Source organism: Brachybacterium avium, assembly GCF_002216795.1.
Lineage (GTDB): Bacteria > Actinomycetota > Actinomycetes > Actinomycetales > Dermabacteraceae > Brachybacterium > Brachybacterium avium.
On sequence record NZ_CP022316.1, the window covers coordinates 1,818,174 to 1,845,132 of the forward strand.

25 protein-coding genes, 1 pseudogene and 1 riboswitch are annotated in these 26,959 nt (G+C 69.4%); of the genes and pseudogenes, 14 read left to right on the forward strand and 12 right to left on the reverse strand.

Annotated features, from left to right (window positions below):
• Nucleotides 1–1,144: 1,144 nt before the first annotated feature.
• The gene (locus CFK39_RS16810; protein ID WP_245823007.1) at nt 1,145–2,158 is read right to left on the reverse strand and encodes a ParB/RepB/Spo0J family partition protein; all 1,014 of its coding nucleotides are present in this window, start codon (nt 2,156–2,158) and stop codon (nt 1,145–1,147) included.
• 211 nt (nt 2,159–2,369) lie between these two features.
• Here CFK39_RS16810 and CFK39_RS16815 point away from each other — a divergent pair, with 211 nt between their 5' ends.
• Entirely contained in the window at nt 2,370–2,873 is a 504-nt protein-coding gene (locus CFK39_RS16815; RefSeq protein ID WP_245823029.1) for a hypothetical protein, read from the forward strand.
• A gap of 279 nt (nt 2,874–3,152) precedes the next feature.
• Here CFK39_RS16815 and CFK39_RS08200 read toward each other — a convergent pair whose 3' ends face one another.
• The 8 genes from CFK39_RS08200 to rpmH all read right to left on the reverse strand — a co-directional run bounded on the left by CFK39_RS08200 (nt 3,153) and on the right by rpmH (nt 7,618).
• Nucleotides 3,153–4,034 (reverse strand): ParA family protein, encoded by an 882-nt coding sequence (locus CFK39_RS08200; protein WP_089066340.1) that lies wholly within the window; start codon nt 4,032–4,034, stop codon nt 3,153–3,155.
• Between the two features lie 34 nt (nt 4,035–4,068).
• Nucleotides 4,069–4,743, reverse strand: coding sequence for a 16S rRNA (guanine(527)-N(7))-methyltransferase RsmG (gene rsmG / locus CFK39_RS08205; protein WP_089065058.1), 675 nt, complete (start codon nt 4,741–4,743; stop codon nt 4,069–4,071).
• 8 nt (nt 4,744–4,751) lie between these two features.
• Nucleotides 4,752–5,513: a Jag family protein gene (locus CFK39_RS08210; RefSeq protein ID WP_089065059.1), complete on the reverse strand. Its 762-nt coding sequence runs from the start codon at nt 5,511–5,513 to the stop codon at nt 4,752–4,754.
• A gap of 67 nt (nt 5,514–5,580) precedes the next feature.
• Nucleotides 5,581–6,363, reverse strand: a complete 783-nt coding sequence (locus CFK39_RS08215) for a YidC/Oxa1 family membrane protein insertase (protein WP_275094088.1) — start codon at nt 6,361–6,363, stop codon at nt 5,581–5,583.
• Complete coding sequence (gene yidC, locus CFK39_RS17170) at nt 6,261–6,683, reverse strand: membrane protein insertase YidC (RefSeq protein WP_275094089.1); 423 nt, start codon at nt 6,681–6,683, stop codon at nt 6,261–6,263. Before yidC ends, CFK39_RS08215 begins: the two co-directional genes overlap by 103 nt.
• An 85-nt stretch (nt 6,684–6,768) precedes the next feature.
• Nucleotides 6,769–7,074, reverse strand: a complete 306-nt coding sequence (yidD, locus tag CFK39_RS08220) for a membrane protein insertion efficiency factor YidD (protein ID WP_089065060.1) — start codon at nt 7,072–7,074, stop codon at nt 6,769–6,771.
• Nucleotides 7,071–7,439, reverse strand: a complete 369-nt coding sequence (gene rnpA / locus CFK39_RS08225) for a ribonuclease P protein component (protein ID WP_089065061.1) — start codon at nt 7,437–7,439, stop codon at nt 7,071–7,073. Before rnpA ends, yidD begins: the two co-directional genes overlap by 4 nt.
• Nucleotides 7,440–7,480: 41 nt before the next feature.
• Nucleotides 7,481–7,618: a 50S ribosomal protein L34 gene (rpmH, locus tag CFK39_RS08230; RefSeq protein ID WP_089065062.1), complete on the reverse strand. Its 138-nt coding sequence runs from the start codon at nt 7,616–7,618 to the stop codon at nt 7,481–7,483.
• A 398-nt stretch (nt 7,619–8,016) separates the two neighbouring features.
• Here rpmH and dnaA point away from each other — a divergent pair, with 398 nt between their 5' ends.
• The 11 genes and pseudogenes from dnaA to CFK39_RS08285 all read left to right on the forward strand — a co-directional run bounded on the left by dnaA (nt 8,017) and on the right by CFK39_RS08285 (nt 23,414).
• Nucleotides 8,017–9,717, forward strand: coding sequence for a chromosomal replication initiator protein DnaA (dnaA, locus tag CFK39_RS08235; protein ID WP_089065063.1), 1,701 nt, complete (start codon nt 8,017–8,019; stop codon nt 9,715–9,717).
• Between the two features lie 631 nt (nt 9,718–10,348).
• The gene (gene dnaN, locus CFK39_RS08240) at nt 10,349–11,473 is read left to right on the forward strand and encodes a DNA polymerase III subunit beta (RefSeq protein WP_089065064.1); all 1,125 of its coding nucleotides are present in this window, start codon (nt 10,349–10,351) and stop codon (nt 11,471–11,473) included.
• A 19-nt stretch (nt 11,474–11,492) separates the two neighbouring features.
• Nucleotides 11,493–12,749: pseudogene (gene recF / locus CFK39_RS08245) on the forward strand (DNA replication/repair protein RecF).
• A 212-nt stretch (nt 12,750–12,961) separates the two neighbouring features.
• Complete coding sequence (locus CFK39_RS08250; RefSeq protein WP_245822367.1) at nt 12,962–13,528, forward strand: DciA family protein; 567 nt, start codon at nt 12,962–12,964, stop codon at nt 13,526–13,528.
• A gap of 82 nt (nt 13,529–13,610) precedes the next feature.
• Nucleotides 13,611–13,740: riboswitch (FMN riboswitch) on the forward strand.
• 125 nt (nt 13,741–13,865) lie between these two features.
• Nucleotides 13,866–14,927 (forward strand): bifunctional diaminohydroxyphosphoribosylaminopyrimidine deaminase/5-amino-6-(5-phosphoribosylamino)uracil reductase RibD, encoded by a 1,062-nt coding sequence (ribD, locus tag CFK39_RS08255; RefSeq protein ID WP_089065066.1) that lies wholly within the window; start codon nt 13,866–13,868, stop codon nt 14,925–14,927.
• Nucleotides 14,928–14,942: 15 nt separating this feature from the next.
• Nucleotides 14,943–15,557, forward strand: a complete 615-nt coding sequence (locus tag CFK39_RS08260) for a riboflavin synthase (protein ID WP_089065067.1) — start codon at nt 14,943–14,945, stop codon at nt 15,555–15,557.
• Nucleotides 15,554–16,801, forward strand: a complete 1,248-nt coding sequence (locus tag CFK39_RS08265) for a bifunctional 3,4-dihydroxy-2-butanone-4-phosphate synthase/GTP cyclohydrolase II (protein ID WP_089065068.1) — start codon at nt 15,554–15,556, stop codon at nt 16,799–16,801. Before CFK39_RS08260 ends, CFK39_RS08265 begins: the two co-directional genes overlap by 4 nt.
• The gene (gene ribH / locus CFK39_RS08270) at nt 16,798–17,298 is read left to right on the forward strand and encodes a 6,7-dimethyl-8-ribityllumazine synthase (RefSeq protein ID WP_089065069.1); all 501 of its coding nucleotides are present in this window, start codon (nt 16,798–16,800) and stop codon (nt 17,296–17,298) included. The genes CFK39_RS08265 and ribH overlap by 4 nt, the downstream gene beginning before the upstream one ends.
• A 433-nt stretch (nt 17,299–17,731) precedes the next feature.
• Complete coding sequence (gene gyrB / locus CFK39_RS08275) at nt 17,732–19,879, forward strand: DNA topoisomerase (ATP-hydrolyzing) subunit B (protein ID WP_089065070.1); 2,148 nt, start codon at nt 17,732–17,734, stop codon at nt 19,877–19,879.
• A gap of 317 nt (nt 19,880–20,196) precedes the next feature.
• Nucleotides 20,197–22,740: a DNA gyrase subunit A gene (gyrA, locus tag CFK39_RS08280; protein ID WP_420836217.1), complete on the forward strand. Its 2,544-nt coding sequence runs from the start codon at nt 20,197–20,199 to the stop codon at nt 22,738–22,740.
• Between the two features lie 80 nt (nt 22,741–22,820).
• Entirely contained in the window at nt 22,821–23,414 is a 594-nt protein-coding gene (locus tag CFK39_RS08285; RefSeq protein WP_089065071.1) for a DUF3566 domain-containing protein, read from the forward strand.
• A gap of 9 nt (nt 23,415–23,423) precedes the next feature.
• On the opposite strand, the gene CFK39_RS08290 is transcribed toward CFK39_RS08285, so the two are convergent.
• Nucleotides 23,424–23,897 carry an aminoacyl-tRNA deacylase gene (locus tag CFK39_RS08290; RefSeq protein WP_089065072.1) on the reverse strand — a complete coding sequence of 158 codons (474 nt, stop codon included), beginning with the start codon at nt 23,895–23,897 and terminating at the stop codon, nt 23,424–23,426.
• 123 nt (nt 23,898–24,020) lie between these two features.
• Here CFK39_RS08290 and CFK39_RS16820 point away from each other — a divergent pair, with 123 nt between their 5' ends.
• Both CFK39_RS16820 and CFK39_RS16825 read left to right on the forward strand, forming a co-directional pair.
• Nucleotides 24,021–24,488 carry a hypothetical protein gene (locus CFK39_RS16820; RefSeq protein WP_245822371.1) on the forward strand — a complete coding sequence of 156 codons (468 nt, stop codon included), beginning with the start codon at nt 24,021–24,023 and terminating at the stop codon, nt 24,486–24,488.
• A complete protein-coding gene (locus tag CFK39_RS16825; RefSeq protein ID WP_245822372.1) occupies nt 24,443–24,805 on the forward strand; it encodes a hypothetical protein in 363 nt (120 codons plus the stop codon). The genes CFK39_RS16820 and CFK39_RS16825 overlap by 46 nt, the downstream gene beginning before the upstream one ends.
• A gap of 12 nt (nt 24,806–24,817) precedes the next feature.
• On the opposite strand, the gene CFK39_RS08300 is transcribed toward CFK39_RS16825, so the two are convergent.
• Both CFK39_RS08300 and CFK39_RS17480 read right to left on the reverse strand, forming a co-directional pair.
• On the reverse strand, nt 24,818–26,386 hold the full coding sequence (locus tag CFK39_RS08300; protein WP_089065073.1) for a molybdopterin-dependent oxidoreductase: 1,569 nt from the start codon (nt 26,384–26,386) through the stop codon (nt 24,818–24,820).
• Nucleotides 26,383–26,877, reverse strand: coding sequence for an anti-sigma factor domain-containing protein (locus CFK39_RS17480; protein ID WP_420836202.1), 495 nt, complete (start codon nt 26,875–26,877; stop codon nt 26,383–26,385). Before CFK39_RS17480 ends, CFK39_RS08300 begins: the two co-directional genes overlap by 4 nt.
• Between the last annotated feature and the right edge of the window lie 82 nt (nt 26,878–26,959).

Sequence of the window (26,959 nt, forward strand, 5' to 3'; positions counted from 1 at the left end):
CGAGCATCAGTCAGCACAGCGCGACTGCTCCGCGGGCTTCTAGTGGAGGATTGGAGCTTCCCATCGCTCGCCGTCATGTCGATTCAACTCGTCAGGCTCGATCGAGGATTCACGGGAAACGTCCGCTTCACCTGGAAGCGACAAGGGTCATCTCCCGTGACCCAGCACCGTCGGCTACCGACCCTCTCCCCGTGCCTCACGCGCGGAGAGCGTTCCCATCCTCTGGGGGCCTGGACGATGCACATAGGGGTTTCACGTTGAACATTCGGTTCTTGCGGCGCGCTGCTCTTTCGTGGCGGAACACTCCCCACCACGCTCCGAGAGAGCGGAGCTGGTTGCCTCGGGGCTCGTTCCGTCGACGAAGCTGATCTGTCGGGCACGCGCGGCGCAGCTCTGGTGACTGCTCCATCGCAGGAGAGACCGAGGTTTCCCGTGGAACGCGTCATTGCATCGTCGGCGGCCGACTCTGGGGTTCACTGGAACGGCATGTGTGCGCCTGCAGTTCCGCTCCCAAGTCGACGTTCCACGGGAAACGTACGGAAGTAGTGGACTGGATGGCGGAGATCAACGTGTGGAATGGGAAGCGGACGCTTTGCCCCATCTACGTGCTCGTTTCACGGGGAACATCAGCGATCGTCTGCCAGTCGGCCGTGTCGAATGCGAACGGAAGTCCTTCATCAGCAATCGGTCGGACCAAGAAGGTCTCCGCCGACGCCTACAGTTTCCCGTGGAACCCGGACTCATCGTGCTGCCGCAGACAGCTAGCGGGACTCTGCGCGGGCATGCGGCCGGCTGGGATTCAGACCGGCAATTGAAGTCATATGCTCCGAACAGGGCCCGTGCGTGCTTTTGCCACGCACACAATTTGTCACTCCCCGTTGAGAAGACCGGATGTCCACAAGGTTGTGCACATCGGTGGACAACTTCGCGATCATGGTTCCCACCAGGCACTATCCTCGCGCGAGTGTCCCCGATCGTGAACTATCCGCACAGCAGGATCCGTTCGATCTGACGCTTGTTGACTTGATGTCAGTATCCCGGAACCGGCCGCAATATTTGCGGAACCTCTCGCCATCCCGCGCCCAGCGCACAGCAAGAAGGGGACCCGCCTGAACGGATCCCCTCCTGGTGGTGCACAGCGATGTCACTCCTCGGAACTGGAGTCTCCTGCGGCGAAGGGCAGGTCCAAGCCCATGTTCTCCACGAGCCGCTCAAGATCCTCGAGATTCGTGAATTCGAGGGTGACACGCCCCTTGCGCTTTCCGACGTCGATACGCACCGGTGCTTCCAGACGGTTGGACAGTCGGCTGGTCAGATCCACGACATGCGGATCGTAGGTGCTGCGTCGCACCGTGCGCGTGGCTGGCTGCTGGCCCCCACGGGCGACAAGACGTTCCACGGCACGCACGCTCAGGCCCTCCTGCACGATGCGCTGGGCGAGCTCCTCCATCAGCCGAGGATCATCGAGCGAGAGGAGCGCACGGGCATGACCCGCGCTGATCGCACCGCTGGCCAGCCTGCGCTGGACGAGGGCCGGCAGGCGCAGGAGGCGCAGGGTGTTCGTGATCTGCGGTCGCGAGCGCCCGATCCGGTCACCGAGCTCGTCCTGGGTGCAGCCGAAATCCTCGAGCAGCTGCTGGTAGGCGTTGGCCTCTTCGAGCGGATTCAGCTGGCTGCGGTGGAGGTTCTCCAGCAGGGCATCGCGCAGCAGATCATCATCGCTGGTCTCACGGATGATCGCCGGGATCGAGAGCAGACCGGCCCGGCGTGCGGCTCTCCATCGCCGTTCGCCCATGACCAGCTCGAAGGACTCCCCGTCCTCGGTGACCGGGATCGGGCGCACGACCACGGGCTGCAGGACTCCGACCTCGCGCAGCGAGTGGGCGAGCTCGTCGAGCTCGTCGTCGTCGAACATCGTGCGAGGGTTGCGGGGGTTTTCCCGCACCTCGTGGATGGGGATCTCCGCGAACTCGGCGCCCGGCACGCTCACCAGCCCGCGGTCGTGAGAGGAGTCCTGCACCGGTGCGTCGGCCTCGGCAGAAGTCTGCGGGGACGGCTGCGGCTCCGGTGCGCGTGGTGCGGTCTCCTCCGCCTCATCGGGGGCGGCGAGGGGCTCGGGGATCCGGGCGGCGGTCGGGGTCACCGGTTCGACGTCCACGACCGGGCTGTCCTCGTGCCGTTCGCCGCGGTCTGCCGCCGGGGCCTTCGTGGTAGCCGAAACGCTGTCCGCAGGCGGTGCTGTGGCCGACGGAGCCTCCACCTCGGCGTCTGCGGGCTCTGCTGCATGAGGCGCGGACGAGACGGGCTCCGGCGCGGCGGGCGTCGATTCCGGCGCCGGCTCCGCAGACGAGGAGCGGGGTGGTGCCGTCGTGGCGGTCGTCTGCTCGATCGACGGGGACGTCTCGGCAGCCGGTGCCTCGGTCTTCTCGGTCCCGGTGCTGCTGGATCCCGTCGTCGGCGGCTGCGGGGTCTTCGTGGCCGGAGCCTTCGGTGCGGAAGTCTTCTCCGCAGGGGTGGTCTTGGCGGGGGAGGTCTTCGCGGGGGTCTTCTTCGCAGGAGTCTTCTTCGCTGCGGTCTTGGTCGTTGACGCCTTGCTCTCCGACGTCGTCGTCGAGTCCTTCGCTGCCGACGCGGCGGATCGCTTGGACCCGCTCCTGGCGGCCGGGCTCTTCGAGGCGCGAGTACCAGTAGCGGGCGACGGGGCAGGATCCGCAGCGGGCGTCTTCTGCGTGCTCTGGCTCGCCGACCGGTCGGAGACGGCGCCGGTCCCGGAGGTGCGGCGTCCCGTTGTGCTGCCGGAGCGGCCTCGCCGCTCAGCAGCCGCACGGGCCATACCGGTGGCGAGATCGCGGGCACCTGCCCGCTCGCGCTGAGCATTCTCCTCGTCGCGCGTGGCCTTCTCCCCGGAGAAGAACATATCCACCGGCCGGGTGCTCCCGGGCTCGCCGCTCGGGCTCGACGCCGACTGCGTGCGCGTACGAAGCTCCTGCTCAGGCGCAGGGGTCGAGCCGGCGCCCGGGATCAGGGCACCCAGTCCTCGACCGAGTCCTCGCTTCTGCGTCATGGCCGTTGTCCTTCCGAGAAATGTCGTCGCCGTCGAGGGGTCCAGAGGTCCCGCATGCACCATCGCGTCAAGGATCCGTGGAACGGAGTCAGGGGGCGGAGCGGGAATTCAGTTCATGAGCTGCTGCACGATACGCGAGCGCGCCGCTCGAGCTCGGATCGTAGGTCAGCACCGTCTGGCCGTAGCTCGGTGCCTCCGAGATCCGCACCGAGCGCGGGATCGAGGTCTGCAGCGTCTGTTCGGGGAAGTGATCGCGGACGTCCTGGGCGACCTGCGCGGCCAGGCGGGTCCGGGCGTCGTACATCGTGAGCATGATCGTGGAGACCACCAGGTCAGGGTTCAGATGCTGGCGGATCAGGTCGATGTTGTTCAGCAGCAGCGAGAGGCCCTCGAGCGCGTAGTACTCGGCCTGGATCGGGATCAGCACCTCGCGGGCGGCGACCAGGGCGTTGACCGTCAGCAGCCCGAGGGAGGGCGGGCAGTCGATCAGCACGTAGTCCAGGGGTTCCATCCCCTGCTGAGCGCGGTCCTCGAGATGGTCGCGGATCGCATTGCGCAGCCGGTTCTCGCGGGCCACCAGCGAGACCAGCTCGATCTCGGCACCGGAGAGGTTGATGGTGGCCGGGGCGCAGAACAGGCCCTTCATCTCGGGGACCTGCTGCACCACCTCGGTCAGCGGCGCGGACTCCACCAGCACCTCGTACATGCTGGGGACCTCGGCGTGATGCTCGATGTTCAGCGCGGTGGAGGTGTTCCCCTGCGGATCCGCATCGATCACCAGCACGTTCAGACCGCCCATGGACAGCGCGGCGGCGACGTTCACGGTGGTGGAGGTCTTGCCGACCCCACCCTTCTGATTGGCCACGGTGATGATCCGGGTCTCGCCAGAGCGCGGGAACTCGAGGCCCTCGAGCTTCTTCCTGCGGGCGTGATCCCGGGTGAGCTCTCGCATCAGCGGGGTGTCTTCCATCGCGCCGCGCTCCGGGGAGGAATCATCGCGCTGTTCAGCCACGTGCGTCTCCCTTCCTGGTCGCCTTCGCACGGCGACGCACTTGGACCACTGTAGTGGGAACCTCGACCTCTCCCGTCCCGTACAGCGAGATGGTGGGATCCTCGCCTCCGAGCCGGGCCAGGGCCTTCTGTGCCTTCTCGACTTCGTCCGCCGCCGAGGAGCCCTTCATGGCCAGCAGCGAACCACCATCGGCCACCAGGGGCAGCGTCCAGCGGGCCAGCTTGTCCAGGGCCGCGACGGCGCGAGCGGTCACCACGTCGAAGCTGCGCCGGCCGTGCAGGTCCTCCGCCCGGGTCCGCAGCACCTCGAGGCCGAGACCCAGCTCGGCATCGACCTCCTCGAGCCAGCTGGTGCGACGCTGCATCGTCTCGATCAGGGTGACCTGCAGGTGCGGGCGCGCGATCGCGATCACCACACCGGGCAGGCCGGCCCCTGAGCCGACGTCGGCGAGGGTGGAGACGGAATGGTCAAGAGCATCGATCGCGTCGACCATCAGCGCGCAGTTGAGCAGGTGCCGTTCCCAGAGCCGATCGACCTCGCGCGGGCCGATCAGGCCGCGCTCGGGCCCCTGCTCGGCCAGCATCGCGACGTAGCGCTCGGCGAGCTCGAGGCGGTCTCCGAAGAGACGCTCGGCCGTCGGGCGCAGGGTGTCGGGCAGAGGGTGCATGGCGGGCCTCAGGATGCCGGGTAGATCACGACGTGGCGGTTCTTGCCGTCACCGTCGGACTCCGAACGCAGTCCCTCGCGCTTGGCGACGTCATGGACGACCTTGCGCTCGAAGGGGTTCATCGCCCGCATCGGCACCGGGGCTCCGGCCTCCTTCGCCTCGGCGATCGCCGTCTCGGCGAGCTCCTCGAGGTTGCTCTTGTGCTCGGCGCGGAAGCCGCCGATGTCCAGCATCAGTCGGGACCGCTGCCCGGTGCGGGTCTGCACGGCCAGTCGCGCGAGTTCCTGAAGGGCATCGAGGAGTTCGCCCTTGGGTCGGTTCAGACGGGCGAGCTTATCCGCCCCGCGGATCTCCACGGAGGCGCGGTCGCCGTCCACGTCGATGTCCATATCGCCGTCCAGATCGGTGATGTCCAGCAGCTCCTCGAGGTAGTCGGCAGCGATGTCGCCCTCCTCCTCGAGGCGTCGCACCCGCTCCTCGGCGGACTCCTCGGAGACCGGCTCATCGTCGCCCTCCGACGGTGCGTCCGACGCGGATGCGGCCGACGAGGTGGTGTCCTCAGCCGCCACGGCATCTTCGGGCGCTGCCTCGGCGGCCGCCTCGTCGGCCGGCTCGGCGGCCACCGCTGCCTCCGACTCCGCCGATGCCGATGCAGCCGTCTGCGCCGTCTCGGCCGGCTCGGGCGTCTGTGCCGTCTCGGTCTCGAAGTGCTGCTGCGAGCTGCTGTCCTCCGCCGCGGTGGGAGCAGGCGTGCCGTCGTTGACGTTCATTCGGTCCTCCGGGGAATCCTGGGATGAGGGGATGCGCCCGGGAGCGGCTGTGCTCCCGGGAGCCAGGTCACTTCTTGCGCTTCTTCTTCGCGCCCTTGTTCAGAGCGCTCGAACCTCGTGCCGGCGGCTTCGGCGCTTCACCGGCGGCCTCCTGGGCTCGGCGGCGCTCCTCGGCGGCCTTCGCACGCAGCTCCCGGGCCTGCTCGAGCTTCTCCTCGTCGGAGAGCTTCTTGCCGCCCTTGCTCTTGGAGGGCTGGACGCGGATCGGAGCCTCGGGCTCCGGCTCGGCGGAGACCGTCTTCGGCGGGGTGAAGTCGAGCGGCTCCAGGCCCTTCTTCTCGCGCTTGGCGTTGACACGCGCGTGGCGCTCCTTCTCCGCGGCGGAACCGGGGGTGGGAGCTGCGCTGATGACGATGTACTGCTGGACGAAGGTCCAGATGTTGGTGGTGAGCCAGTAGATGAGCACACCGATCGGCATGCCCGGCCCCGTGATCACGTAGATGAACGGGAGCATGTACAGCATCATCTTCTGCGTGCTGGCCATGGGGCCCTCGAGGGCCGTCTTGGGCATGTTCTTCATGGTCAGGGACTTCTGGGTGAAGAAGGTGACCCCGGACATGCAGGCGATGATGACCCCGGCGATGATCTTGGTGGTGATCCCACCGTCCCCGGAGTTGATGAAGCTGTTGGCGATGGTGACATCACCGAAGAACGTGGATTCCGAGGCGCTCCTGGCGAGCTGCTCGGTCAGCGGGCCGAAGTCCGTGCCCCGGCGGCCTCGGGCAGCTTGTAGAACAGCACCCGGAACAGGCCGAAGAAGATCGGCATCTGCAGCAGCATCGGCAGGCACGAGGAGAACGGGCTGGCACCCGCCTCCTTGTAGATGGCCATGGTCTCCTCGGCCATCTTCGCGCGGGAGTCCGAGTCGGTCTTCCCCTTGTACTTCTTCTGCACCGCCTGCAGCTCGGGCGAGACCATCTGCATCGCCCGCGAGGCGCGGATCTGGCGCACGAACAACGGGATGATCAGGGTACGGACCACGACGGTCAGACCCATGATGGACAGCACCCAGGTGAGACCGGAGTCCGGAGCCAAGAAGGCGGACAGCAGCGCATGGAACTTCACCATGAGCCATGCGACGGCCCACTCGATGGGATACAGGGGATTCATCGGCCTGGTCTTCCTGCCGCACGGATGCGCATGTCGTTCATGCGAGGTGCCGGCTGTGGTCGGGAGTCTTGGACAAGAGTAGGCCCTAGGGGGCCGGGCGCCGCAGTCGGCGTGGATTCCTCCACATGCCGGGGGCGGGCACCGGATCCAGCCCCCCACGGGTGAAGGGGTTGCAGCGCAGGATCCGCCAGCAGGTGAGCAGGAAACCCTTCACGGCACCATGCACCCGCAGGGCGTCCATGCCGTACTGGGAGCACACCGGGTCATACCGGCAGGCCGGCGGGGTGTATGGGGAGATCCCCACCTGATAGCCGCGCACCGGCAGCATCAGCAGCCGGCGCGGCAGACGACGGAGCGCCCAGAACGGTCCATGTCCGGACCTGGATCTCATCGAGCGCCCTCGGTGCGCCGGGCGAGCTTGCGCTCGGCGGTCTCCAGCCCGGTGTCGACGTCGGCCCGAAGAGCGGCGAACGGCTGCTCGTCGATGCCCGGCAGGGCCCGCAGCACGAGTGCCGAGCCCGGCGGCATCGTCGCCAGGCGCGGCCGGATGATCTCTCGCAGCCGCCGGGTGACGCGATTGCGCACCACGGCGTTGCCGATCTTCTTGGACACGACAAATCCCACGCGGGGTGCTTCTCCTCCCTGCGTCAGCAGGGTGAGGTGCACGACCACGTGGGATCGGGCGCTGCGCACACCGCCACGGGTGACAGCACGGAACTCGTCACCGGTGTGGAGCCGGTGGCGGGACCAGGTCACGGCGCCACGGGAGCTGTGCCGCGGATCGTCTCGGGACCGCCTCAGGCGGAGAGCTCGGCGCGGCCCTTGGAACGACGGGCGTTCAGGATGGAGCGGCCGGCGCGGGTGCGCATGCGGGCGCGGAAGCCGTGCTTCTTGGCGCGACGACGGATGTTCGGCTGGAACGTGCGCTTGCTCATGGTTCTCCTCGATCGTGGGCACCGACGTGCCCCTCGCGGTGGTCTGTGGTCTGCTGCACGAACGGGAAGTCCGGGCGCACCCGCCGGGACGGGGCGGCTGCCGAGGTCCGATCCGATGCCGGAGTGGGTCCGCAGTGGATCCGGGAACCGTATCGGGACGGCGCGCAGCGCTGACTGCACGATTTTAGGCACCGGGATGCACGGGGTCAACGTCTCAGCGCTTCTGCGGCCCGGTTGTGGCCGGATTCTCACTCCGCATCGGCGTTTCGCTGCGATCGGCACGCTCGAGCCGGGAGAGGAGGACCTCACGACATGTTGTCCACATCCTTGATCCACAATACAGAAGCTATTGTGGAAAACTGTTCCGACCGCCCGCTCGACCTCAAGGGAGTGACCTGATGACCGAGGCGAACGCCGACGCGATCTGGGAGCACACGCTCCAGACCCTGCGCCGTGACGACACCGTGTCGCAGCGGGTCATCGCTCTGCTCACGCTCTCCCGCCTGATGGCCGTGGTCGCGGACACTGCGCTGGTCGCAGCCCCGTCCACTTCGGCGAAGGAGCTGTTCGAGCACAGGATCGCGAGCTCGTTGAAGGCGGCCCTGAGCGAGGCCACCGGGCGGGACATCCGCTTCGCGGTGACGGTCGACGAGTCGCTGCTGCTCGAGGGGGACAGCCCCGATCCGGTGCCGTCGCCGCCCCTGACCTCCTCCTCCACCCAGAACAGTGCACATTTTGTGGACAACTCTGTGGACAGTGCCGGGCAGGATGTCCACACCGCCCCGTTCCGGCGGGACGAGGGCTCGGTCCTGCCCACGAGCGAGGAGCTGGGACAGGCGGCCCTGCCCCGCAGCGGCGCAGCCGGCTCCCCGGGCGCCGCCTCCGGGGCGGAGCGGTTCGCGACCCACCGCGACTACCGCGGTCGCGCGGCGGACGACCCCAGCGCCTACGCCGGTCTCTCGGCACTGACGGGGTCCTCGGCGCCCTCACCCGGCCCGGCTCCCCGCCGCCGGAGCACCGCTGTGGAGGGTGCGCTGGTCGAGGATTCCCGCCTGAACAGCAAATACACCTTCGACACGTTCGTGATCGGTTCCTCGAACCGCTTCGCGCAGGCCGCCGCATCGGCGGTCTCGGAGACCCCGGCCAAGGCCTACAACCCGCTGTTCATCTACGGCGGTTCGGGCCTGGGCAAGACGCATCTGCTGCACGCGGTGGGTCACTACGCGCAGAGCCTCTACCCCGACGTGGTGGTGCGGTACGTGAACTCCGAGGAGTTCACCAACGAGTTCATCAACTCCGTGCAGTCCGGGCAGTTCGGCAAGGCACAGGAGTTCCAGCGCCGGTACCGGGACATCGACATCCTGCTCATCGACGACATCCAGTTCCTGCAGCGGGCGCCGGAGACGATGGAGGCGTTCTTCCACACCTTCAACACGCTCTACAACTCGGACAAGCAGATCGTGATCACCTCCGATCTGCCGCCGAAGGAGCTGGGCGGCTTCGAGGACCGCATGCGCTCCCGCTTCGAGATGGGGCTGATGACCGATGTGCAGCCCCCGGACCTCGAGACCCGCATCGCGATCCTGCGCAAGAAGGTCGCCCAGGAGAACACCGGCGAAGTCCCGCATGACGTGCTGGAGTACATCGCCTCGCACATCGCCACCAACATCCGCGAGCTCGAGGGCGCGCTGATCCGGGTGCAGGCGCTGCACTCCCTGTCCCGGCAGCCGATGGACGTCACCCTGGCCGAGAGCGTGCTGAAGGATCTGCTCTCGCACGACGACGGCGCCCAGATCACCGCCTCGACGATCATCGCCCAGACCGCGACCTACTTCGGGCTCTCCGTCGAGGAGATCGTGGGCAGCGGCCGGTCACGGCGCCTGGTCTCGGCCCGACAGATCGGCATGTACCTCTGCCGCGAGCTCACAGATATGCCACTGATCCGGATCGGCGACGAGTTCGGTGGTCGCGACCACACCACCGTGATGCATGCCAACAAGAAGATCAGCGAGCTGATGAAGGAACGACGAGCGATCTTCAACCAGGTCACCGAGCTCACAGCCCGGATCAAGAGCTCGAGCTCCGCGACCCGTCAGTGACGATCGGCAGCACCCCTGGTTCGCTGCGCGGCCCGGAGCTCCGGATTTCGGGCGCTTCTTGTCAGTCTGAAGAACAATGCTGGTCAGAGCAGAGTTCTCCCCAATTGTGGATAACCTTGTGGACACTGTGGAACCACAGGCATCCACGCAGGAGCCGATGTGCACGGCCGAATGACAGGAATCGCGCTCCGCAGCCTCTCCGTGCACAGCCGGCCCACGCCGCGCTGTGACTCCTCCCCGATCCGTCCACGACGTCGGTGATCCGTACGACCTGCAGTGATGATGCTTGTCCACGGAATCCACAGTCGTGATGATGAGGACTGTCAGTACTTGCTCGGCGGTGGTGTGGACGGGACGGGGTGCTCGGGAACGATCGCCGGAGATGTTATTTCGGTGATGGGTGACGACAGGATTCCTTGACGAGGAGCGGAACTGTTCGGCGCATCGGTGACTGTTCAGGGGGTTCGCGAGTGGGCCGAACGAGGTCTGCTGGCGAGGGAAGTCAAGGATCCTGCCCGGTGTGTCGGCGGCAGCTCTCCGGAACCGATACGCTGTGCACCGTTCGACCACGCCGCTGGACGGGGTGGTCGCCCCTGTTCTGTCATTCGACCACTGCGAAGGAGTGGCAACGGTGAAGTTCCACCTCGATCGCGGCGTCCTCGGCGACGCCGTCTCCTGGGCCACCCGAACCCTTCCTGTGCGACCGGCGATGCCGATCCTGCAGGGTGTGCGGATCATCGCTGAAGCCGGCGGGGAGCTGCAGCTCTCGACGTTCGACTACGAGGTCAGTGCCCAGATCACGCTCGAGGCGGAGGTCGATCAGCCCGGAGAGGTGCTGGTCCAGGGGCGGATGCTCTCGGATATCGTGCGCGCTCTGCCGAACAAGGACGTCTCCATCGCGCTGGAGGGCACCAAGCTCCAGGTCCGCTGCGGCAGTGCCCGCTTCGCCCTGGCGACCCTGCCCGTCGAGGAGTACCCACAGCTGCCGAGCATGCCGCCGGTGGCAGGATCCGTCGCCGCCGATGTGTTCGCCGAGGCGATCTCCCAGGTCACGGTCGCCGCCTCGAAGGACGACACCCTCCCGCTGCTGACCGGGGTGAAGGTCGAGATCAGCGGCGAGACCATGACGCTGATGTCCACCGACCGCTACCGCCTGGCGCTGCGTGAGCTCACCTGGAACCCCACCACGCCCGGCACCGAGCTCACCGCCCTGGTGCGCGGTCGCACCCTCCATGAGGTCGCCCGTTCTCTGGCCACCGGAGGCAGCGTCGAGATCGCCCTGTCCGATGATGATTCCGCGACCCTGATCGGTTTCGAGGCCGGCGGCCGCCGCACCACCTCGACCCTGGTGGACGGCGAGTACCCGCCCGTGCGACGTCTGTTCCCGGATTCCTCGGCGATCACTGCCGTGGTCTCCACCGCCGGCCTGATCGACGCCGTCAAGCGCGTCTCCCTCGTTGCCGAGCGGAACACGCCGGTGCGGCTGTCCTTCACCGAGGGGCAGGTCGCTCTCGAGGCCGGTGCGGGCGATGACGCCCAGGCCAGCGAGGTGCTCGAAGCGCACCTCGAGGGCGAGGATCTGGTCGTCGGCTTCAACTCCGGGTTCCTGCTCGACGGCCTCGGCGCCCTGGGCAGCGATTTCGCGCGCCTGACCTTCACCGACTCGATCAAGCCGTCGGTGATGACCGGTCAGGACTCGCTCGAGGGCGATCCCGACTCCTCGTACAGGTACCTGATCATGCCGATGCGGATCTGAGGGAGGGAGAGCTCCCTCCGTGCAGCTGACCGCCCTCGACCTCACCGACTTCCGCTCCTACCCCGGCTGAGCCTGTCGATCCAGCCCGGCATCACCGTGCTCGTCGGTCAGAACGGGCAGGGCAAGACCAACATCGTCGAAGCTCTTTGGTATCTGGCCACACTGTCCAGCCACCGGGTTCCCCACGATGCCGCGCTCGTCCATCGCGGGGAGAGCACCGCGATCATCCGGGCGAGCTTCGTGCGCGCCGACCGGCCGCTCCAGGTCGATCTCGAGATCACGCCGGGCAGGTCCAACCGGGCACGGTTGCAGGGCCAGAACGTCTCCCGACTGCGCGACCTCCTCGGCGAGGTCCGAGCAGTGCTGTTCGCCCCGAAGATCTGGGCCTGGTCAAGGCCGATCCGGAGGGACGGCGCCGCTTCCTGGATGAGCTGCTGTTCGAGATCGCCCCCGCTTCGCCTCGGTGAAGGCCGACTACGACAGGGTGCTCAAACAGCGAGGCAACCTGCTCAAGCAGATGCGCTCGATGCGGCGCGGCGGCAGCGGACGCAGCGTGGCCGGCCTGGACCCGACGGACTCCGCGGCCTCGACGCTCGAGGTCTGGGACCAGCAGCTGGCCCGGTTCGGCGCCGAGCTGCTGCGGGCCCGCCTGCACCTGGTCAACCGGCTCAGCCCCCACCTGGGCTACTCGTATCTGCGGGTCTCGACCGACGAAGGCGCTGAACCCGGGCTGGATCTGCCCCCTGACCAGCGGGGAGAGGTGAACTCCCCGGCCTCGATCCGCTATCGCTCCTCGGTGCTGGACGAGCTCGATGCGCCCGCCGGCTCCCTGCCCGGCACTCGGGAGATCCAGGACGTGATGCTGGAGATGCTGACGGCCGGCCATGACGAGGAGACCGATCGCGGCGTGACCCTGACCGGTCCGCACCGGGACGATCTGGAGATCCGCCTCCACGACTTCCCCGCCAAGGGCTATGCCAGCCACGGCGAGTCCTGGTCGCTCGCGCTCGCGCTGCGCTTGGCCTCCTACGATCTGCTGCGCCTGGAGGAAGGGGATCTGGGCGACGGCGAGCCGATCCTCATCCTCGACGACGTGTTCAGCGAGCTCGACACGCGTCGCCGTGAGCGCTTGGGAAAGATCGTCACCGACGCCTCCCAGGTCCTGATCACCACTGCCAACGACACCGACATCCCGGATTCCCTGGACGGTGAGATCCACGTGATCGATGTCAGCCTCGGTGACGCGGTGCCGCGGGGCAGCGGATTCCGGTCATGACCGCGCGGGGCGGATCGCGCAGCGAGGGCGGCGGGCCGGTGCGTCCACGGCTCGCCAATCCTTATGGTCTGGGCACCTGGTCGGGGATAGGGACACCGTTCGAGGAGGAGTCGGAGGAGCCGCAGCGTCCCCGGGAGACGGAGTCGCGCCCGGCCCGGGACCGGGGCGGACGGACCGCCGGCCGGTCCGATGATGCTGGGCATCGGGAGGCAGTGCCGGTCCCCGACGAGGTCCTGTTCGATCCTCCGCAGCTGCCCGCCGCCGCGGATCCCTTCGAGCTCGCCCGACGCACCGTGAACCGCTCCCGAGCAGCGGCCCGGGACCGCGGACTCTTCCCCATCTCCGCGAAGACTCAGGCCAGAGACGTTCGCGATCGGTCCGGCCGCGCGCTCGGCTACTCCGGATCACGCCCCGACCCGCGGGATCCGCAGGGCATCGAGAACGTGCTGCGGAAGGTGCTGGGAAACCTCGGCTGGAATGCCGGGATGAGCGCAGGACGAGTGCTGGAGGAGTGGGACGACATCGTGGGTGAACGGCTCGCCACCCATTGCCGACCGGTCTCCTTCGAAGCAGGAGTGCTGGTGGTCAGCGCCTCCTCCTCGGCCTGGGCCGCCCAGCTGCGGATGCTCACTCCCCAGCTGATCACCACGATCGAGGAGCGGGTCGGCTCCCACGTGATCTCCGAGCTGACCGTCACCGGCCCGGCCGCCGCCCAGCGCAGCTGGAAGAAGGGCCGCCGCACCGTGACCTGGCGCGGCCCCCGGGACACCTACGGCTGATCGACGTGCTGTGAGGTGCTGGTCACCGGAGGCCGTCACGGGGCGGGTCCTGCTACTGTGAGCTCAGACGAGCTGATGCAGCTCGCGTGCACTGGGGTCGGTGAAATTCCGAGCCGGCGGTGACAGTCCGCGACCCGATGGCCTCTGGCCCTCGGCTGACCAGGTGGGATTCCTGGACCGACGGTGAGAGTCCGGATGGGAAGCGCACGCGAACGACGTCCTCGGGCGCACCGTCGCCGCGCTTCTGCTGCGCCGCATGGTGATTCCCGGGCGATGTCGTTCCCGTACACCCTTTCTCTCCCTCCGGGTCCGCGAGCAGCGGAGTGGAGGAGAGACCATGCTGGATGCCGCCGAGCACCGTGCCCTGCGCCGTGCCCTCGAGATCGCGGCCGATCCCGCGGTGCCGCTGGGGCCGAACCCCCGGGTCGGCTGCGTGCTGCTGAGCCCGGCCGGCGAGATCCTCGCCGAAGGCCATCACCGCGGCGCCGGCACCCCGCATGCCGAGGCCGATGCACTCTCCCAGGCCTCGAGCTCGGCCGCCGGCCCCTCTCTGCGCGGGGCCACCGCCGTGGTCACCCTGGAACCGTGCACGCATGTGGGTCGCACCGGTCCCTGCGCCGATGCATTGATCGAGGCCGGCATCGGCCGGGTGGTCATCGCCCGTCGGGATCCGAATCCCGTGGCCGCCGGGGGCATCCAGCGCCTGCGAGAGGCCGGGATCGAGGTCGAGCTCGAACTGCCCGAGGAGCTCGCGGCCGCCGCAGCCGCGCTGAACCGGGGGTGGGAGCACGGTCTGCAGCATGCTCGACCGCTGGTCACGGCCAAGGTCGCGCTCACCCTCGATGGTCGTGCGGCCGCCGCGGACGGCACCAGCCAGTGGATCACCGGGCCGGCCGCGCGCGAGGAGGTCCACCTTCTGCGCACCACCTGCGATGCCGTGCTGGTGGGCACCGGTACCGCCCGCGTCGACACTCCCACCCTCACCGCGCGTCGGCCCGATGGGACGCTGCATTCGCGCCAGCCGCTGCGCGCCGTGATGGGCACCGGCACCGCCCCCTCGCTGCCCGCCGTCGACGGGGCCGGCGAGGAGCTCCGCCTGCTCACCCATGACCCGTCGGCCGCGCTGGAGGAGCTGTTCTCCCGCGGCATCCGGCACCTGCTGGTCGAGGGCGGCCCGATCATCACCGCCGCCTTCCTGCGCGCCGAGCTGGTGGACGAGCTGATCGTCCACCTCGCCCCGACCCTGCTGGGCGCCGGCCGTGCCGCCGTCGAGGACCTCGGGATCACCACCCTCGTGGACCGGCTCGACCTGGACCTGGTCGATGCCTCCCCGCTGCCCTCCCCGGGCGGACCCACGGACCTCCGCCTCACCCTCCACCCCCGTCACCGCACCGCCTGACCAGGAAGGACCACCATGTTCACCGGAATCATCGAGGAGCTCGGCACCGTCGAGCCGCTCACCTCGGGCACCGACCCCACCCGTCTGCGGATCCGCTCCCCGCAGGTCCTGGAGGGAATCGCGCTCGGCGACTCGATCGCCGTCAGCGGCTGCTGCCTGACAGTGACCTCTCTCGAGGGCGAGCACTGGACGGCCGACGTCATCTCCACCACCCTGGCCGCGACCTCGCTCGGCGACCTCGCCCCCGGCGACACCGTGAACCTCGAGCGCTGCGTGCGGGCCGATGGACGCCTGGACGGTCACATCGTGCAGGGCCACGTCGACGGGGTCGGCACGATCACCGGCCGCGAGGAGGAGGCCGGCACCACCCTGCTGCGCCTCGCCCTCCCGGGCGGCCTGGCCCGCTATGTCGTGGCCAAGGGTTCGCTCGCGGTGGACGGCGTGAGCCTCACCGTCGCCGCGATCGACGGCGACGAGGTGACCCTCGGCCTCATCCCCGAGACCCTCGCCCGCACCACCCTCGGCCGACTCGGGATCGGGGATCGCGTGAACCTGGAGGTGGACGTGCTGGCGAAATACGTCGAGAAGCTCACTGCGAGCCTGCTGCCCGGAACGGAGGGGACCCGATGAGCGCGCTGCGCCTGGATCCGATCGAGGATGCGATCGCGGCGATCGCCGCCGGAGCCCCCGTCGTCGTCGTCGATGACGAGGACCGTGAGAACGAGGGGGACCTGATCCTGGCCGCCTCCACCGCGACCCCGGCCCTGATCGGCTTCGCCGTTCGCTACTCCAGCGGTCTGCTGTGCGCACCGATGAGCGCCGCCCGCGCCGATGAGCTCGAGCTGCCGTTGATGGTGCGCGAGAACGCGGACCCGCTGCGCACCGCCTACACCGTCAGCGTCGATGCGGCCGAGGGCGTGACCACCGGCATCAGCGCCTCCGACCGTGCCCGCACCCTCCAGGTGCTCGCCGGGCAGGACACCGTGCCCACCGACCTGATCCGTCCCGGGCACGTGCTCCCGCTGCGCGCGAAGGACGGCGGGGTGCTCGAGCGCCGCGGCCACACGGAGGCAGCCGTCGACCTCACCCGCCTGGCCGGGCTGCCCGCCGTGGGGATGATCGTGGAGCTGGTCCACGACGACGGCGAGATGATGCGCGGTCCCGCGCTGCGCGACTTCGCCGACCGGCATGACCTGCGGATGATCTCCATCGAGGACCTGGCTGCGCACCGTCGGCGCACCGACCGTCCGGCCCTGGAGATCACCGCGCCGGTCCCGCTGCCCACCCCGCACGGCACCTTCGAGGCGCTCGCGGTGCGCGAGGGGACCGCGGAGCACCTGGTGCTGGTGCGCGGGGACGTCACCACCGATCGGCCGGTCCTGACCCGCGTGCATTCCGAGTGCGTGACCGGGGACGTCTTCGGCTCGCGCCGCTGCGACTGCGGCCCCCAGCTCCAGGAGTCCCTGGCGCGGATCGACGAGGCCGGTCGCGGGGTGCTGATCCTGCTGCGCGGTCACGAAGGGCGCGGCATCGGCCTGGTGGAGAAGCTGCGGGCCTACGCCCTGCAGGACGCCGGCCGGGACACGGTCGACGCCAACCTCGAGCTCGGCCTGCCGGTGGACTCCCGCTCCTTCGCGGCCGTGCCCGGCATCCTCGCCCATCTGGGGGTGACCGCGGTCGAGCTGCTCACCCACAACCCGGAGAAGGCCCACGCCCTGGTCGGCGGGGGCGTCGAGGTGACGGGGACCATCGACCTCGACACCCACCCCACCCCGGAGAACCTCACCTACCTCACCACCAAGCGGGACCGGCTGGGGCATCACCTCCGTGATCTCCCGACCCTGCCCACCACCACCGAAGGAGAGACCGCATGAGCGGCCACGGAAGCCCCACGGCACAGATCCCCCACAGCAGCGGCACCCGGCTCGCGATCGTCGCCGCGACCTGGCACGAGCAGGTGATGGACGGGCTGCTCGCCGGGGCGCTGCGCGGCGCTGCCGAGGCCGGCATCGCCGAGCCGACGGTGGTGCGCGCCCCCGGCTCCTTCGAGCTGCCGGTGCTCGCCGACGCCCTGGCCCGCGATCACGATGCCGTGGTGGCGCTCGGCGTGGTGGTCCGTGGCGGCACCCCGCACTTCGAGTACGTGTGCGAGGCGGCGACCGACGGCTTGACCCGGGTCGCCCTCGACCACGGCGTACCGGTCGGCTTCGGTCTGCTGACCTGCGATGACGAGAAGCAGGCGCTCGATCGTGCGGGTCTGCCCGGCTCCGTCGAGGACAAGGGCTACGAGGCCGCGGCCGCGGCGCTGACCACGGCGCACGTGCTGGCGGGCCTCGCGGCCGGGCGCGAGGGAGGATCCTCCCGGGTGTGAGCGGAGCGGCGCCGGGGCCGTGAGCGCGGGATCGCGAGGGGATCGCCACGAGAGAAGGCCCCTGTGCCGCACGATCATCCCGGGCGGGGTATGGGACCTCGTCCCACGGCCTCCGGAGCCGGATTCGAGGCATTTCCGGGCCTCCTGGGGGTGGATGCACGTCGCGTCGTCCACAGCTGTGACGGGGCGAATAGGTTCGGCGAGCGTTCTCCGCTAGAATCAGGGAGGTTCGGCCGACGTCTTCCGACGTCCCCGCGGACTTCAGCCGTCGGCGTGCTCGCCGGGGCCGGTCAGTCGCCGCTCGCGCGCGTACGCGCGCGCGGCATTGAGTGGGTCCCGCGCCTGTGCGCCGGAGCTCCTGCCCGCGAGGTCCTGCCGAACCGCCCCGCCGTCTTCCGAGCGGGGGACCCTGGACTGCGAGGAGCCACATCAGGTGAGCGACAGCGACCGCCCCATGCCCGATCAGGACGTGCCCACCGGCACCCCCGACCCGTCCCCCGGAACGGCCGACGCAGCGGCGGCATCCTCGATCACGCCCACCACGGCCGGTGAGCGCGCGGCGCACGCCCCGGAGCACTACGACGCCTCGGACATCACCGTCCTCGAAGGCCTCGAGGCGGTCCGCAAGCGGCCCGGCATGTACATCGGCTCCACCGGTGAGCGCGGCCTGCACCACATGGTCCAGGAGATCGTCGACAACTCGGTCGATGAGGCGATGGCCGGCCACGGCGACTCCATCGAGGTCACCCTGCTGGCCGACGGCGGCGTGCGCTGCATCGACCATGCCCGCGGCATCCCCGTCGCGATGCACCCCACCGAGGGCAAGCCGGCCGTGGAGCTGGTGCTCACCGTCCTGCACGCCGGCGGCAAGTTCGGCGGCGGCGGCTATGCGGTCTCCGGTGGTCTGCACGGCGTGGGCTCCTCCGTGGTCAACGCCCTGTCCATCCGCATGGAGGTGGAGATCCGCCGCGACGGGAACGTGTGGCGCCAGGCCTACTCCCGCGGCGTGCCGGTCACCGAGCTCGAGAAGGGCGAGGAGACCGAGGAGACCGGCACCACCATCACCTTCTGGGCCGATGACGAGATCTTCGACGAGACGATCTACGATTTCGAGACGCTGCGCAAGCGGTTCCAGCAGATGGCGTTCCTGAACAAGGGCCTGCGCCTGACGCTGACCGATGAGCGCGCTCCGGACAGCGACCAGGACGAGGAGGACGACGACCTGGTCGACGTCGAGCTCGAGGCGGAGGCGGAGGCCGGGGCGAAGGACTCCGGTCCCCGAACGATCTCCTACCTCTACGAGCGCGGTCTGCAGGACTTCGTCGAGTTCATCAACACCACCAAGCGGGCCGAGGTCATCCACCCCGAGATCATCTCCTTCGAGTCCGAGGACACCGAGGCGAAGATCTCCGTCGAGGTCGCGATGCAGTGGACCGGTGCCTACTCGGAGTCGGTGCACACCTACGCCAACACCATCAACACGCACGAGGGCGGCACCCATGAGGAGGGCTTCCGCTCCTCGCTGACCTCGATCGTGAACCGGTACGGGCGGGCCCAGGCCCTGCTCAAGGAGAAGGACGCCAACCTCACCGGCGAGGACATCCGGGAAGGCCTGACCGCGGTGATCTCCGTGAAGCTGGGGGAACCCCAGTTCGAGGGCCAGACCAAGACCAAGCTCGGCAACACCATCGCCCGCACCTTCATGGTCAAGGTGATGACCGACCAGCTGCAGGACTGGTTCGAGTCCCATCCCCTCGAGGCGAAGTCGATCGTCATGAAGGGGCAGGCCGCGGCGGCCGCCCGCGAGGCCGCCCGCAAGGCCCGCGACGCCACCCGCCGCAAGTCCCCGCTGGAGACCGGCGGGATGCCCGGCAAGCTGCGTGACTGCTCCTCCCGCAACCCCGCCGAGTCCGAGATCTTCATCGTCGAGGGCGACTCCGCCGGCGGCTCGGCGGTGCTGGGCAGGGACCCGCGCACCCAGGCGATCCTCCCCATCCGCGGCAAGATCCTCAACGTCGAGAAGGCGCGACTGGACCGGGCCCTGGACAACCAGGAGGTCCGCTCGCTGATCACCGCCTTCGGCACCGGGATCGGTGAGGACTTCGACGCCACCAAGCTGCGCTATCACAAGATCGTCCTGATGGCCGACGCCGACGTCGACGGCCAGCACATCTGCACCCTGCTGCTGACGCTGCTGTTCCGCTACATGCGGCCGCTGATCGAGCTGGGCCACGTGTTCATCGCGATGCCGCCGCTGTTCCGACTGAAGTGGTCCAACGCCCCGCACGAGTACGTGTTCAGCAACGAGGAGCGCGACGAGCGCCTCGAGGCGGGCCGCGCGGCCGGCCGTCGCATCCCCCGGGACAACGGCATCCAGCGCTACAAGGGTCTGGGCGAGATGGACTGGAAGGAGCTGCAGTCCACCACCATGGACGCGGCCACGCGCACCCTGAAGCAGGTCACGGTCGACGAGGCCGCCGACGCCGACACCATCTTCTCCGTCCTGATGGGCGATGACGTCGAGTCGCGCCGCCGCTTCATCCAGGAGAACGCCAAGGACGTCCGCTTCCTCGACATCTGATCATGGCCCCCGGGGCGGTGCCGGCCCGCCCGCGCACCCCCGGGGTCCCCACGAACCCTCGGCCCCAGCTGAAAGGCCTCTTGCCCCATGAGTGACACCCCGCAGGACCCCACGAACCCCGATCAGACCCCGAGGACGCCTCGAGCTCCGAGCAGGATCCGACGCCGGCGCAGAACGTCGGCCTCGGCGGGCAGGAGACGCCCGAGGGCGCGCACGAGATCTCCGCCGACGAGGCGGCCTCGCGCACCGTGACCCTGGTGGACCCGCTGGACGAGGACGAGGTCGACCGCATCACGCAGGTCGACCTCAACCAGGAGATGCAGCGCTCCTACCTCGACTATGCGATGAGCGTCATCGTCTCCCGCGCCCTGCCGGACGTGCGCGACGGCCTCAAGCCCGTCCACCGCCGCATCATCTACGCGATGTTCGATGGCGGCTACCGTCCCGACCGCTCCTTCTCGAAGTCCGCGAAGGTCGTCGGCGAGGTGATGGGCAACTACCACCCCCACGGCGACTCCGCGATCTATGACGCCATGGTGCGCCTGGTGCAGCCCTGGTCGCTGCGCTACCCGCTGATCCTGGGACAGGGCAACTTCGGCTCCGCCGGCGACGACGGCGCCGCGGCCCCGCGATACACCGAGTGCAAGATGGCGCCGCTGGCCATGGAGCTGGTGCGGGATATCGAGCAGGACACCGTGGACATGCAGGGCAACTACGACAACACGGTCGACGAACCCACCGTGCTGCCCGCCCGCTTCCCGAACCTGCTGGTCAACGGCTCCGCCGGGATCGCCGTCGGCATGGCGACGAACATCCCGCCGCACAACCTGCGCGAGGTGGCAGAGGCGGTCCAGTGGCTGCTGACCAACCACGAGGCCACCAAGCCCGAGCTGCTCGAGGCCTGCCTGCGCTTCATCAAGGGCCCGGACTTCCCCTCCGGGGCGACGATCGTGGGCACCTCGGGGATCGAGGACGCCTACCGCAGCGGCCGCGGCTCGATCACCCAGCGCGCCGTGGTCTCCACCGAGGAGATCAACGGCCGGATGTCGCTGGTGGTCACCGAGCTGCCCTATCAGGTCAACCCCGACACCCTCGCGCGCAAGATCGCGGAGATGGTGAAGCTGGGCAAGATCAGCGGCATCGCCGACATCACCGACGAGACCTCCGGCCGCACCGGTCAGCGCCTGGTCATCACGCTGAAGCGGGACGCCGTGGCCAAGGTGGTGCTGAACAACCTCTTCAAGCACACCCAGCTGCAGGAGAACTTCTCCGCGAACATGCTCGCGCTCGCCGGTGGGGTGCCGCGCACCCTGTCGATCGACTCCTTCGTGCGCGAGTGGACCCGGCACCAGATCGACGTCATCGTCCGCCGCACCAGGTTCCGCCTGCGCAAGGCCGAGGAGCAGATCCACATCTTCCGCGGCTACCTCAAGGCGCTCGACGCGCTGGACGAGGTCATCGCGCTGATCCGCCGCTCGCCGGACGTCGACCAGGCCCGCACCGGGCTGATCGAGCTGCTGAAGATCGACGAGATCCAGGCCAACGCGATCCTCGCGATGCAGCTGCGCCGCCTGGCCGCCCTGGAGCGCCAGAAGATCATCGAGGAGCACGACAAGCTGCAGGCCCTGATCGAGGAGTACACCGCGATCCTCGCCGATCCGCAGCGGCAGCGGGACATCGTCTCCGAGGAGCTGCAGGAGATCGTCGACAAGTACGGCGACGACCGCCGCACCGAGATCCTGCCCTTCGCCGGGGACATGGCGATGGAGGACCTCATCCCCGAGGAGGACATGGTCGTCACCATCACCCGTGGCGGCTACGTCAAGCGCACCCGCGAGGACCAGTACCGCGCCCAGAAGCGCGGCGGCAAGGGAGTGCGCGGCGCGTCGCTGCGTGAGGACGACGTGGTCGAGCACTTCTTCACCACCACCACGCACCGCTGGCTGCTGTTCTTCACCAACCAGGGCCGGGTCTACCGCGCCAAGGGCTATGAGCTGCCCGAGGCGCCGCGGGACGCGAAGGGCCAGCACGTGGCGAACCTGATGGCCTTCCAGCCGGATGAGCACATCGCCTCGGTGCTGGCGATCGACAGCTACGAGGATGCTCAGTACCTGGTGCTGGCCACCGAGTCCGGACTGGTCAAGAAGACCGCCATGCCGGCCTTCGACTCCAGCCGCACCGGCGGCATCATCGCCATCAACCTGCGTGACATCGACGGCCCCGACGGCACCCACCCCGACCGGGTGATCGCCGCCCGCGCCATCGACGCCGACGACCAGATCCTGCTGGTCTCCCGCAACGGCCAGTCCGTCCGGATGCCCGCCGATGACGGCACGCTGCGACCGACGGGCCGTGCCACCAGCGGCGTGACCGGGATGAAGTTCCGTCACGACGACCGGCTGCTGGCCATGGACGTCGCCCATCCGGGCAGCTTCGTCGTCACCGTGACCGACGGCGGCTTCGCCAAGCGCACCAGCATCGACGAGTACCGCCTGCAGGGTCGTGGCGGTCTGGGTATCCGGGTCGCGAAGCTGCCCGACGACCGCGGCCACCTGGTGGGTGCCGCCGTGGTCGAGGAATCCGACGAGCTGCTGGTGGTGATGGAGCGCGGCCGCGTGGTCCGCTCCAAGGTCTCCGAGGTGCCGGCCAAGGGACGCACCACCATGGGCGTGGTCTTCGCCAAGCCCGATAAGCGCGACCGCATCCTGCTGGTGACCACCGGCCAGGAGTCCGAGGTCGACGAGGACGAGACAGAGGCCCCGAGATCGTCGACGCCGACCCCGCCGACGACGCACCGACCCCCGGCGACGGGAGCGAGGAAGGTGTGGAGATCTCCGCAGACGACGCGCCTGAGGGTGTGAGCGATGCGGGCGATGTTCTAGGCTCTGACGAGTCCGACCAGTCGTCGACCGACGACGCCGATCCCACCAAGGAGTAATCCGTGAGCACCAGTGACTCCAGGACCACCGCCGGGCCCGCCGGCCCGGCAGAGTCCACGTCCAAGCTCCCGGCCTTCACGGAGAAGCCGTCGGCGGATTCCCCGGCGACGACCGAGACCGCCGAACAGACCTCCGAACAGACCATCGGTGCAGGCAGGGGATCGGCCTCCCGGGGTGCCAGCCGCAGTCCGAAGAAGACCAGCGGCATCGCGAATCCCGCGGAGAAGGAGCGTCGCGGTCCGCGCCGCGTGCGCCTGACCCTGGCCCGGCTGGATCCGTTCTCGGTGATGAAGCTGTCCTTCCTGGCGGCGATCGCGATCGGCATCGCCACCGTGGTCGCGGTGGTCGTGCTGTGGAACCTGGTCGAGGCGATGGGCCTGTGGGCCTACATCGATCAGCTGGGCCGGGACCTGAACAGCGGTGACCCGCTGCCGTTCATGGAGTTCTTCACCTTCTCGAAGATGACCAGCTACGGCACCATCGTCGCGGTGGTGAACGTCGTGATCATCACCGCGCTCGGCACCCTGGGGGCGTTCCTCTACAACCTGGTGGCGGCGCTGCTGGGCGGGCTGAAGATGACCTTCACCGACGAGTGAGGCCGGGCGTCACGCCGGCGCGGTGATATCGGCGATCCGGGCGCCGAGATGGGTGAGGGCCTCCTGGGCGGGCACGGTCACCGCGACCCCGTGGGCGCCGGCGCCGAGGGAGATCCTGCGCCCGGGATCGCCGGTGAGGTCTGCGTCGGCGATCACCGGCCAGGCGGTCGTGGCCCCGAAGGGCGTGATGGTCCCGCGCTCGTACCCGGTGACCTCCCGGGCGACCTCCTTGTCCGGCATCGACAGCCGGTTCACGCCCAGCACCGATCGCAGCCGTGGCCAGGAGATCTCCCGGTCGCCGGGGACCAGCACGAACAGGAAATCCCCCTCCCCGCGCCGCACCACCAGAGTCTTGACGATGTCGCGCGGCTCGACGCCGCGCGCCGCCGCCGCGTCCGCGAGGGATCGCGCCCGCTCGTGCCGGGTGATCTCGAAAGGCAGTCCCGAGGCCGTCAGGGCATCGACGGCGCGCTGTTCGCTCATGAGCCCAGAGTAGGCCCGGCGCCCGGGGCCGGAGATTGTCCTCTGCGCCCAGCGGTACGGAAGAGGCGTGAGAGTGGTCGCGGGATCCTGGGGTCGGTGCGGCGGCATCAGTAGGCTCGAGGAATGGTCTTCTCCTCGCTCGACCTCCCTGCCCGCCCCGCCGCCCCGGAGGACTATCCCTGGCTCGGGCCCGCAGTGCGGTCGGCGCTGCTGCTGAGCGACGGGGTCGCGGACCTCGACCCCAGCGGCGAGATCGGGGCCGCGACCGAGCAGCTGGACGAGCCGCTCGTGGACGTCGCCGCGATCGAGCAGGCGCTCGCGGCCGAAGGGGCGGCCCCGCTGGCCGAGCGCACCCTGGTGCTCGCCGTCGGCTCCAACCAGACGCCGCAGACGATCGCCCGCAAGTACCGTCGCTCCGGCCGCGACATCCCGGTGGCCACGCCCTTCGTGCGCTGCACCGTGCACGACCTGGCCGTCGGGCATGTCGCAGGGATCGCCGCCGCCGGCTACCTGCCGGCCGCCCCGTACCGCGCGCGGGGGAGCGGATGGAGCTGGTCGCCACCTGGTTCGATACGGCGCAGCTGGCCGTGATCGATGAGACCGAGCCGAACTACGACCGCCTCCGGCTGTCGACCGACCAGTTCCCGCTTCGCCTCGCCACCGGGCAGCAGCCACCGCAGTTCGACGTGTACGCCTCACACCGGGGCGTGCTCGCCGAGGACGACCGTCCGATCCCGTTGCGGCATCGTCAGCAGGAGATGTTCGACGAGCTGGTGGGCCTGACCGGCTCCTCGCTGACCCACGGCGATGCGGCGGAGGTCTGCGCCGCCCTCGCCGCGGCCCCCGGTGCCCTGGATGAGCTGGTCACTGCGCACGGGCTGGTCGCGCCCGATGGGCTGCCGCGCTGAGCGGAGCGCTGCTCAGACCACGCTGAAGCGCACCGAGTGCCAGCCGCTGGCACCGTTCGGTGCCGGGTTCGCGCGCTGGGAGGTCTGCAGCTCGCCCTCGGCGTCGGTGGCGCGGACCGTGACCGAGTGGTCGCCGGGTTCGGCGTCCTGCCAGCGCAGCGACCACTGCACCCAGGTGTCCTCGGTGACCTCTGCGCCGAGATCGGCCTCGCGCCAGTCCCCGTCGTCGATCTGCACCTCGATCGAGGAGATGCCCCGCTGCTGTGCCCAGGCGGTCCCGCCGAGCATCACGGCGCCCTCGGCGTCCGGGCTCAGCTCCCCGAAGGAGCGGGGCACGTCCACCCGGGAGGCGATCTTGATCGGTCCGCGCTCGGTCCAGCCCCGGGTGGACCAGTAGGCGACGTCGTCCGCGAACGTGGTGACCTTCAGCTCGGTGAGCCACTTGGTGGCCGAGACGTAGCCGTACAGGCCCGGCACCACCATCCGTACCGGATAGCCGTGCTCGGCGGGCAGCGGCTCACCGTTCATGCCCACCGCGATCAGCGAGTCGCGGTCGTCGGTCAGCGCCTCGAGGGGGGTGGAGGCGGTGAACCCGTCGATCGAGCGGGACAGGACCATGTCCGCCCCGTCCTTGACCCCGGCCCGCTCCAGCAGGGTGCGCACGGGCAGCCCCAGCCAGGTCGCGTTGCCCGCCAGATCCCCTCCGACCGGGTTGGAGACGCAGGCCAGCGTCACCTGCTTCTCGATCATCGGCTCCTCGAGCAGCTGCGCGAAGTCGATCGTGAGCTCCTGGTCCACCAGACCGTGGATCCGCAGCTGCCAGGTGCTCGGGTCCACGCGCGGTACCGCGAGAGCGGTGTCGATGCGATAGAACTCGTCGTTGGGGGTGACGAAGGGCGGCATCCCCTCGAGCTGGACCTGAGCGTCCGCGGGGATCGGCTCCGCTGTGCTGCGCGGCGTCGGCAGCACGTACTGCGCGGTCCGACGGGCGAGCTCGCGGCTCGCGGTGACGCTGCGCGCGGTCACGGCGCCGACCACGGCGAGCAGCCCCACGGCGCCGATGCCGAGCAGGGAACGACGACGGGTCCAGGCGGCCCCGGCATCGCCCACTGCGGCGGGGGCACGGACGGTCCGCAGCAGGAGCAGCAGGGTGGGGACCGCGACCACGGTGCCGACCAGGGTGGGCAGCACATCGAGCACCGAGTTCTGGGCGCGGGTGAGCACGAGGACCATCGCGAGCACGCCGAGACCGGCGAGCAGAGCGGCGGCCGGGCGGGGTCGGGTGGCTCCGAGCCGCCCGATCAGCGCGGTCAGCACCGCATACACCACGATCATCGAGGCGAACAGCACCACCTTGTCCAGGGTGCCGAACAGGCTGATCACCAGGTCCTTCACCCCAGGTGGGACGATGTCCACGAAGGCGCCGCCGACGGCCACGAAGGGCGCGGAGGAGGAGCTGAAGGCCAGCGAGAGCAGCTCCGCGACGGCCACCAGCACCAGACCGGCGACCACGCCGGAGACTGCCGACCAGCCGGGGGCGGAGCGGCGGTCGGGATCGAGCCGAGCGGACGGGGAGCTCATGACAGCACCCCGGCCGCGATCGGATCCATGGTCGGCTGTTCCGAGCCGCCGGCGGGCTCGATCGTCAGACCGACGGTCACGCCCTCCGGGATCGCGCCGTCATGCATGGCGGCGGCACCCGGGTCCTCGAGCAGCCCGGCGCTGGCGATACCGGAATCGTCGATCATCCACAGCTGGTAGGTCTCCTCCGCCGGCAGGGCGGGCAGGTCCGCGGCCTGCACGAGCATCGCCCCCTGCTGACGGGAGTACATCAGCTGCAGGGAACCGCCGTCCTGGGAGGGGATGACCAGGTGCGAGGCATCGTCCGAGGCCAGGATGGTGGAGAGCATGGCCCGCTCCGCCTCGGCGTCGGCCTGCTCGGAGGCCATGGCCTCGAGGCTCGCACGGGCGTCCTGCTCGGCGATGCGCTCGTTGTTCCACAGCCCGGCCCCGGCGATGGTGGTCAGCAGCAGCGCGGACGCGGCGACCGCGGTCCAGCGGTTGCGGCGCACGCTCGCCCGGTAGCGGTCCAGGGAGACGACCTTCGCCGGTGGGTTCGGTGGTGCAGAGGCGTCCTCGACCGACGGAGCGGTC

Bases quoted from the DNA above. Each gene is read 5' to 3' on its own strand.
- CFK39_RS08200 (WP_089066340.1), bottom strand. From the start codon at position 4,034: ATGGAAGACACCCCGCTGATGCGAGAGCTCACCCGGGATCACGCCCGC.
- rsmG (WP_089065058.1), bottom strand. From the start codon at position 4,743: ATGCACCCTCTGCCCGACACCCTGCGCCCGACGGCCGAGCGTCTCTTC.
- CFK39_RS08210 (WP_089065059.1), bottom strand. From the start codon at position 5,513: ATGAACGTCAACGACGGCACGCCTGCTCCCACCGCGGCGGAGGACAGC.
- yidC (WP_275094089.1), bottom strand. From the start codon at position 6,683: ATGAATCCCCTGTATCCCATCGAGTGGGCCGTCGCATGGCTCATGGTG.
- yidD (WP_089065060.1), bottom strand. From the start codon at position 7,074: ATGAGATCCAGGTCCGGACATGGACCGTTCTGGGCGCTCCGTCGTCTG.
- rpmH (WP_089065062.1), bottom strand. From the start codon at position 7,618: ATGAGCAAGCGCACGTTCCAGCCGAACATCCGTCGTCGCGCCAAGAAG.
- dnaA (WP_089065063.1), top strand. From the start codon at position 8,017: ATGACCGAGGCGAACGCCGACGCGATCTGGGAGCACACGCTCCAGACC.
- ribD (WP_089065066.1), top strand. From the start codon at position 13,866: ATGCTGGATGCCGCCGAGCACCGTGCCCTGCGCCGTGCCCTCGAGATC.
- CFK39_RS08260 (WP_089065067.1), top strand. From the start codon at position 14,943: ATGTTCACCGGAATCATCGAGGAGCTCGGCACCGTCGAGCCGCTCACC.
- CFK39_RS08265 (WP_089065068.1), top strand. From the start codon at position 15,554: ATGAGCGCGCTGCGCCTGGATCCGATCGAGGATGCGATCGCGGCGATC.
- ribH (WP_089065069.1), top strand. From the start codon at position 16,798: ATGAGCGGCCACGGAAGCCCCACGGCACAGATCCCCCACAGCAGCGGC.
- gyrA (WP_420836217.1), top strand. From the start codon at position 20,197: ATGCAGCGCTCCTACCTCGACTATGCGATGAGCGTCATCGTCTCCCGC.
- CFK39_RS08290 (WP_089065072.1), bottom strand. From the start codon at position 23,897: ATGAGCGAACAGCGCGCCGTCGATGCCCTGACGGCCTCGGGACTGCCT.
- CFK39_RS16820 (WP_245822371.1), top strand. From the start codon at position 24,021: ATGGTCTTCTCCTCGCTCGACCTCCCTGCCCGCCCCGCCGCCCCGGAG.
- CFK39_RS16825 (WP_245822372.1), top strand. From the start codon at position 24,443: ATGGAGCTGGTCGCCACCTGGTTCGATACGGCGCAGCTGGCCGTGATC.
- CFK39_RS08300 (WP_089065073.1), bottom strand. From the start codon at position 26,386: ATGAGCTCCCCGTCCGCTCGGCTCGATCCCGACCGCCGCTCCGCCCCC.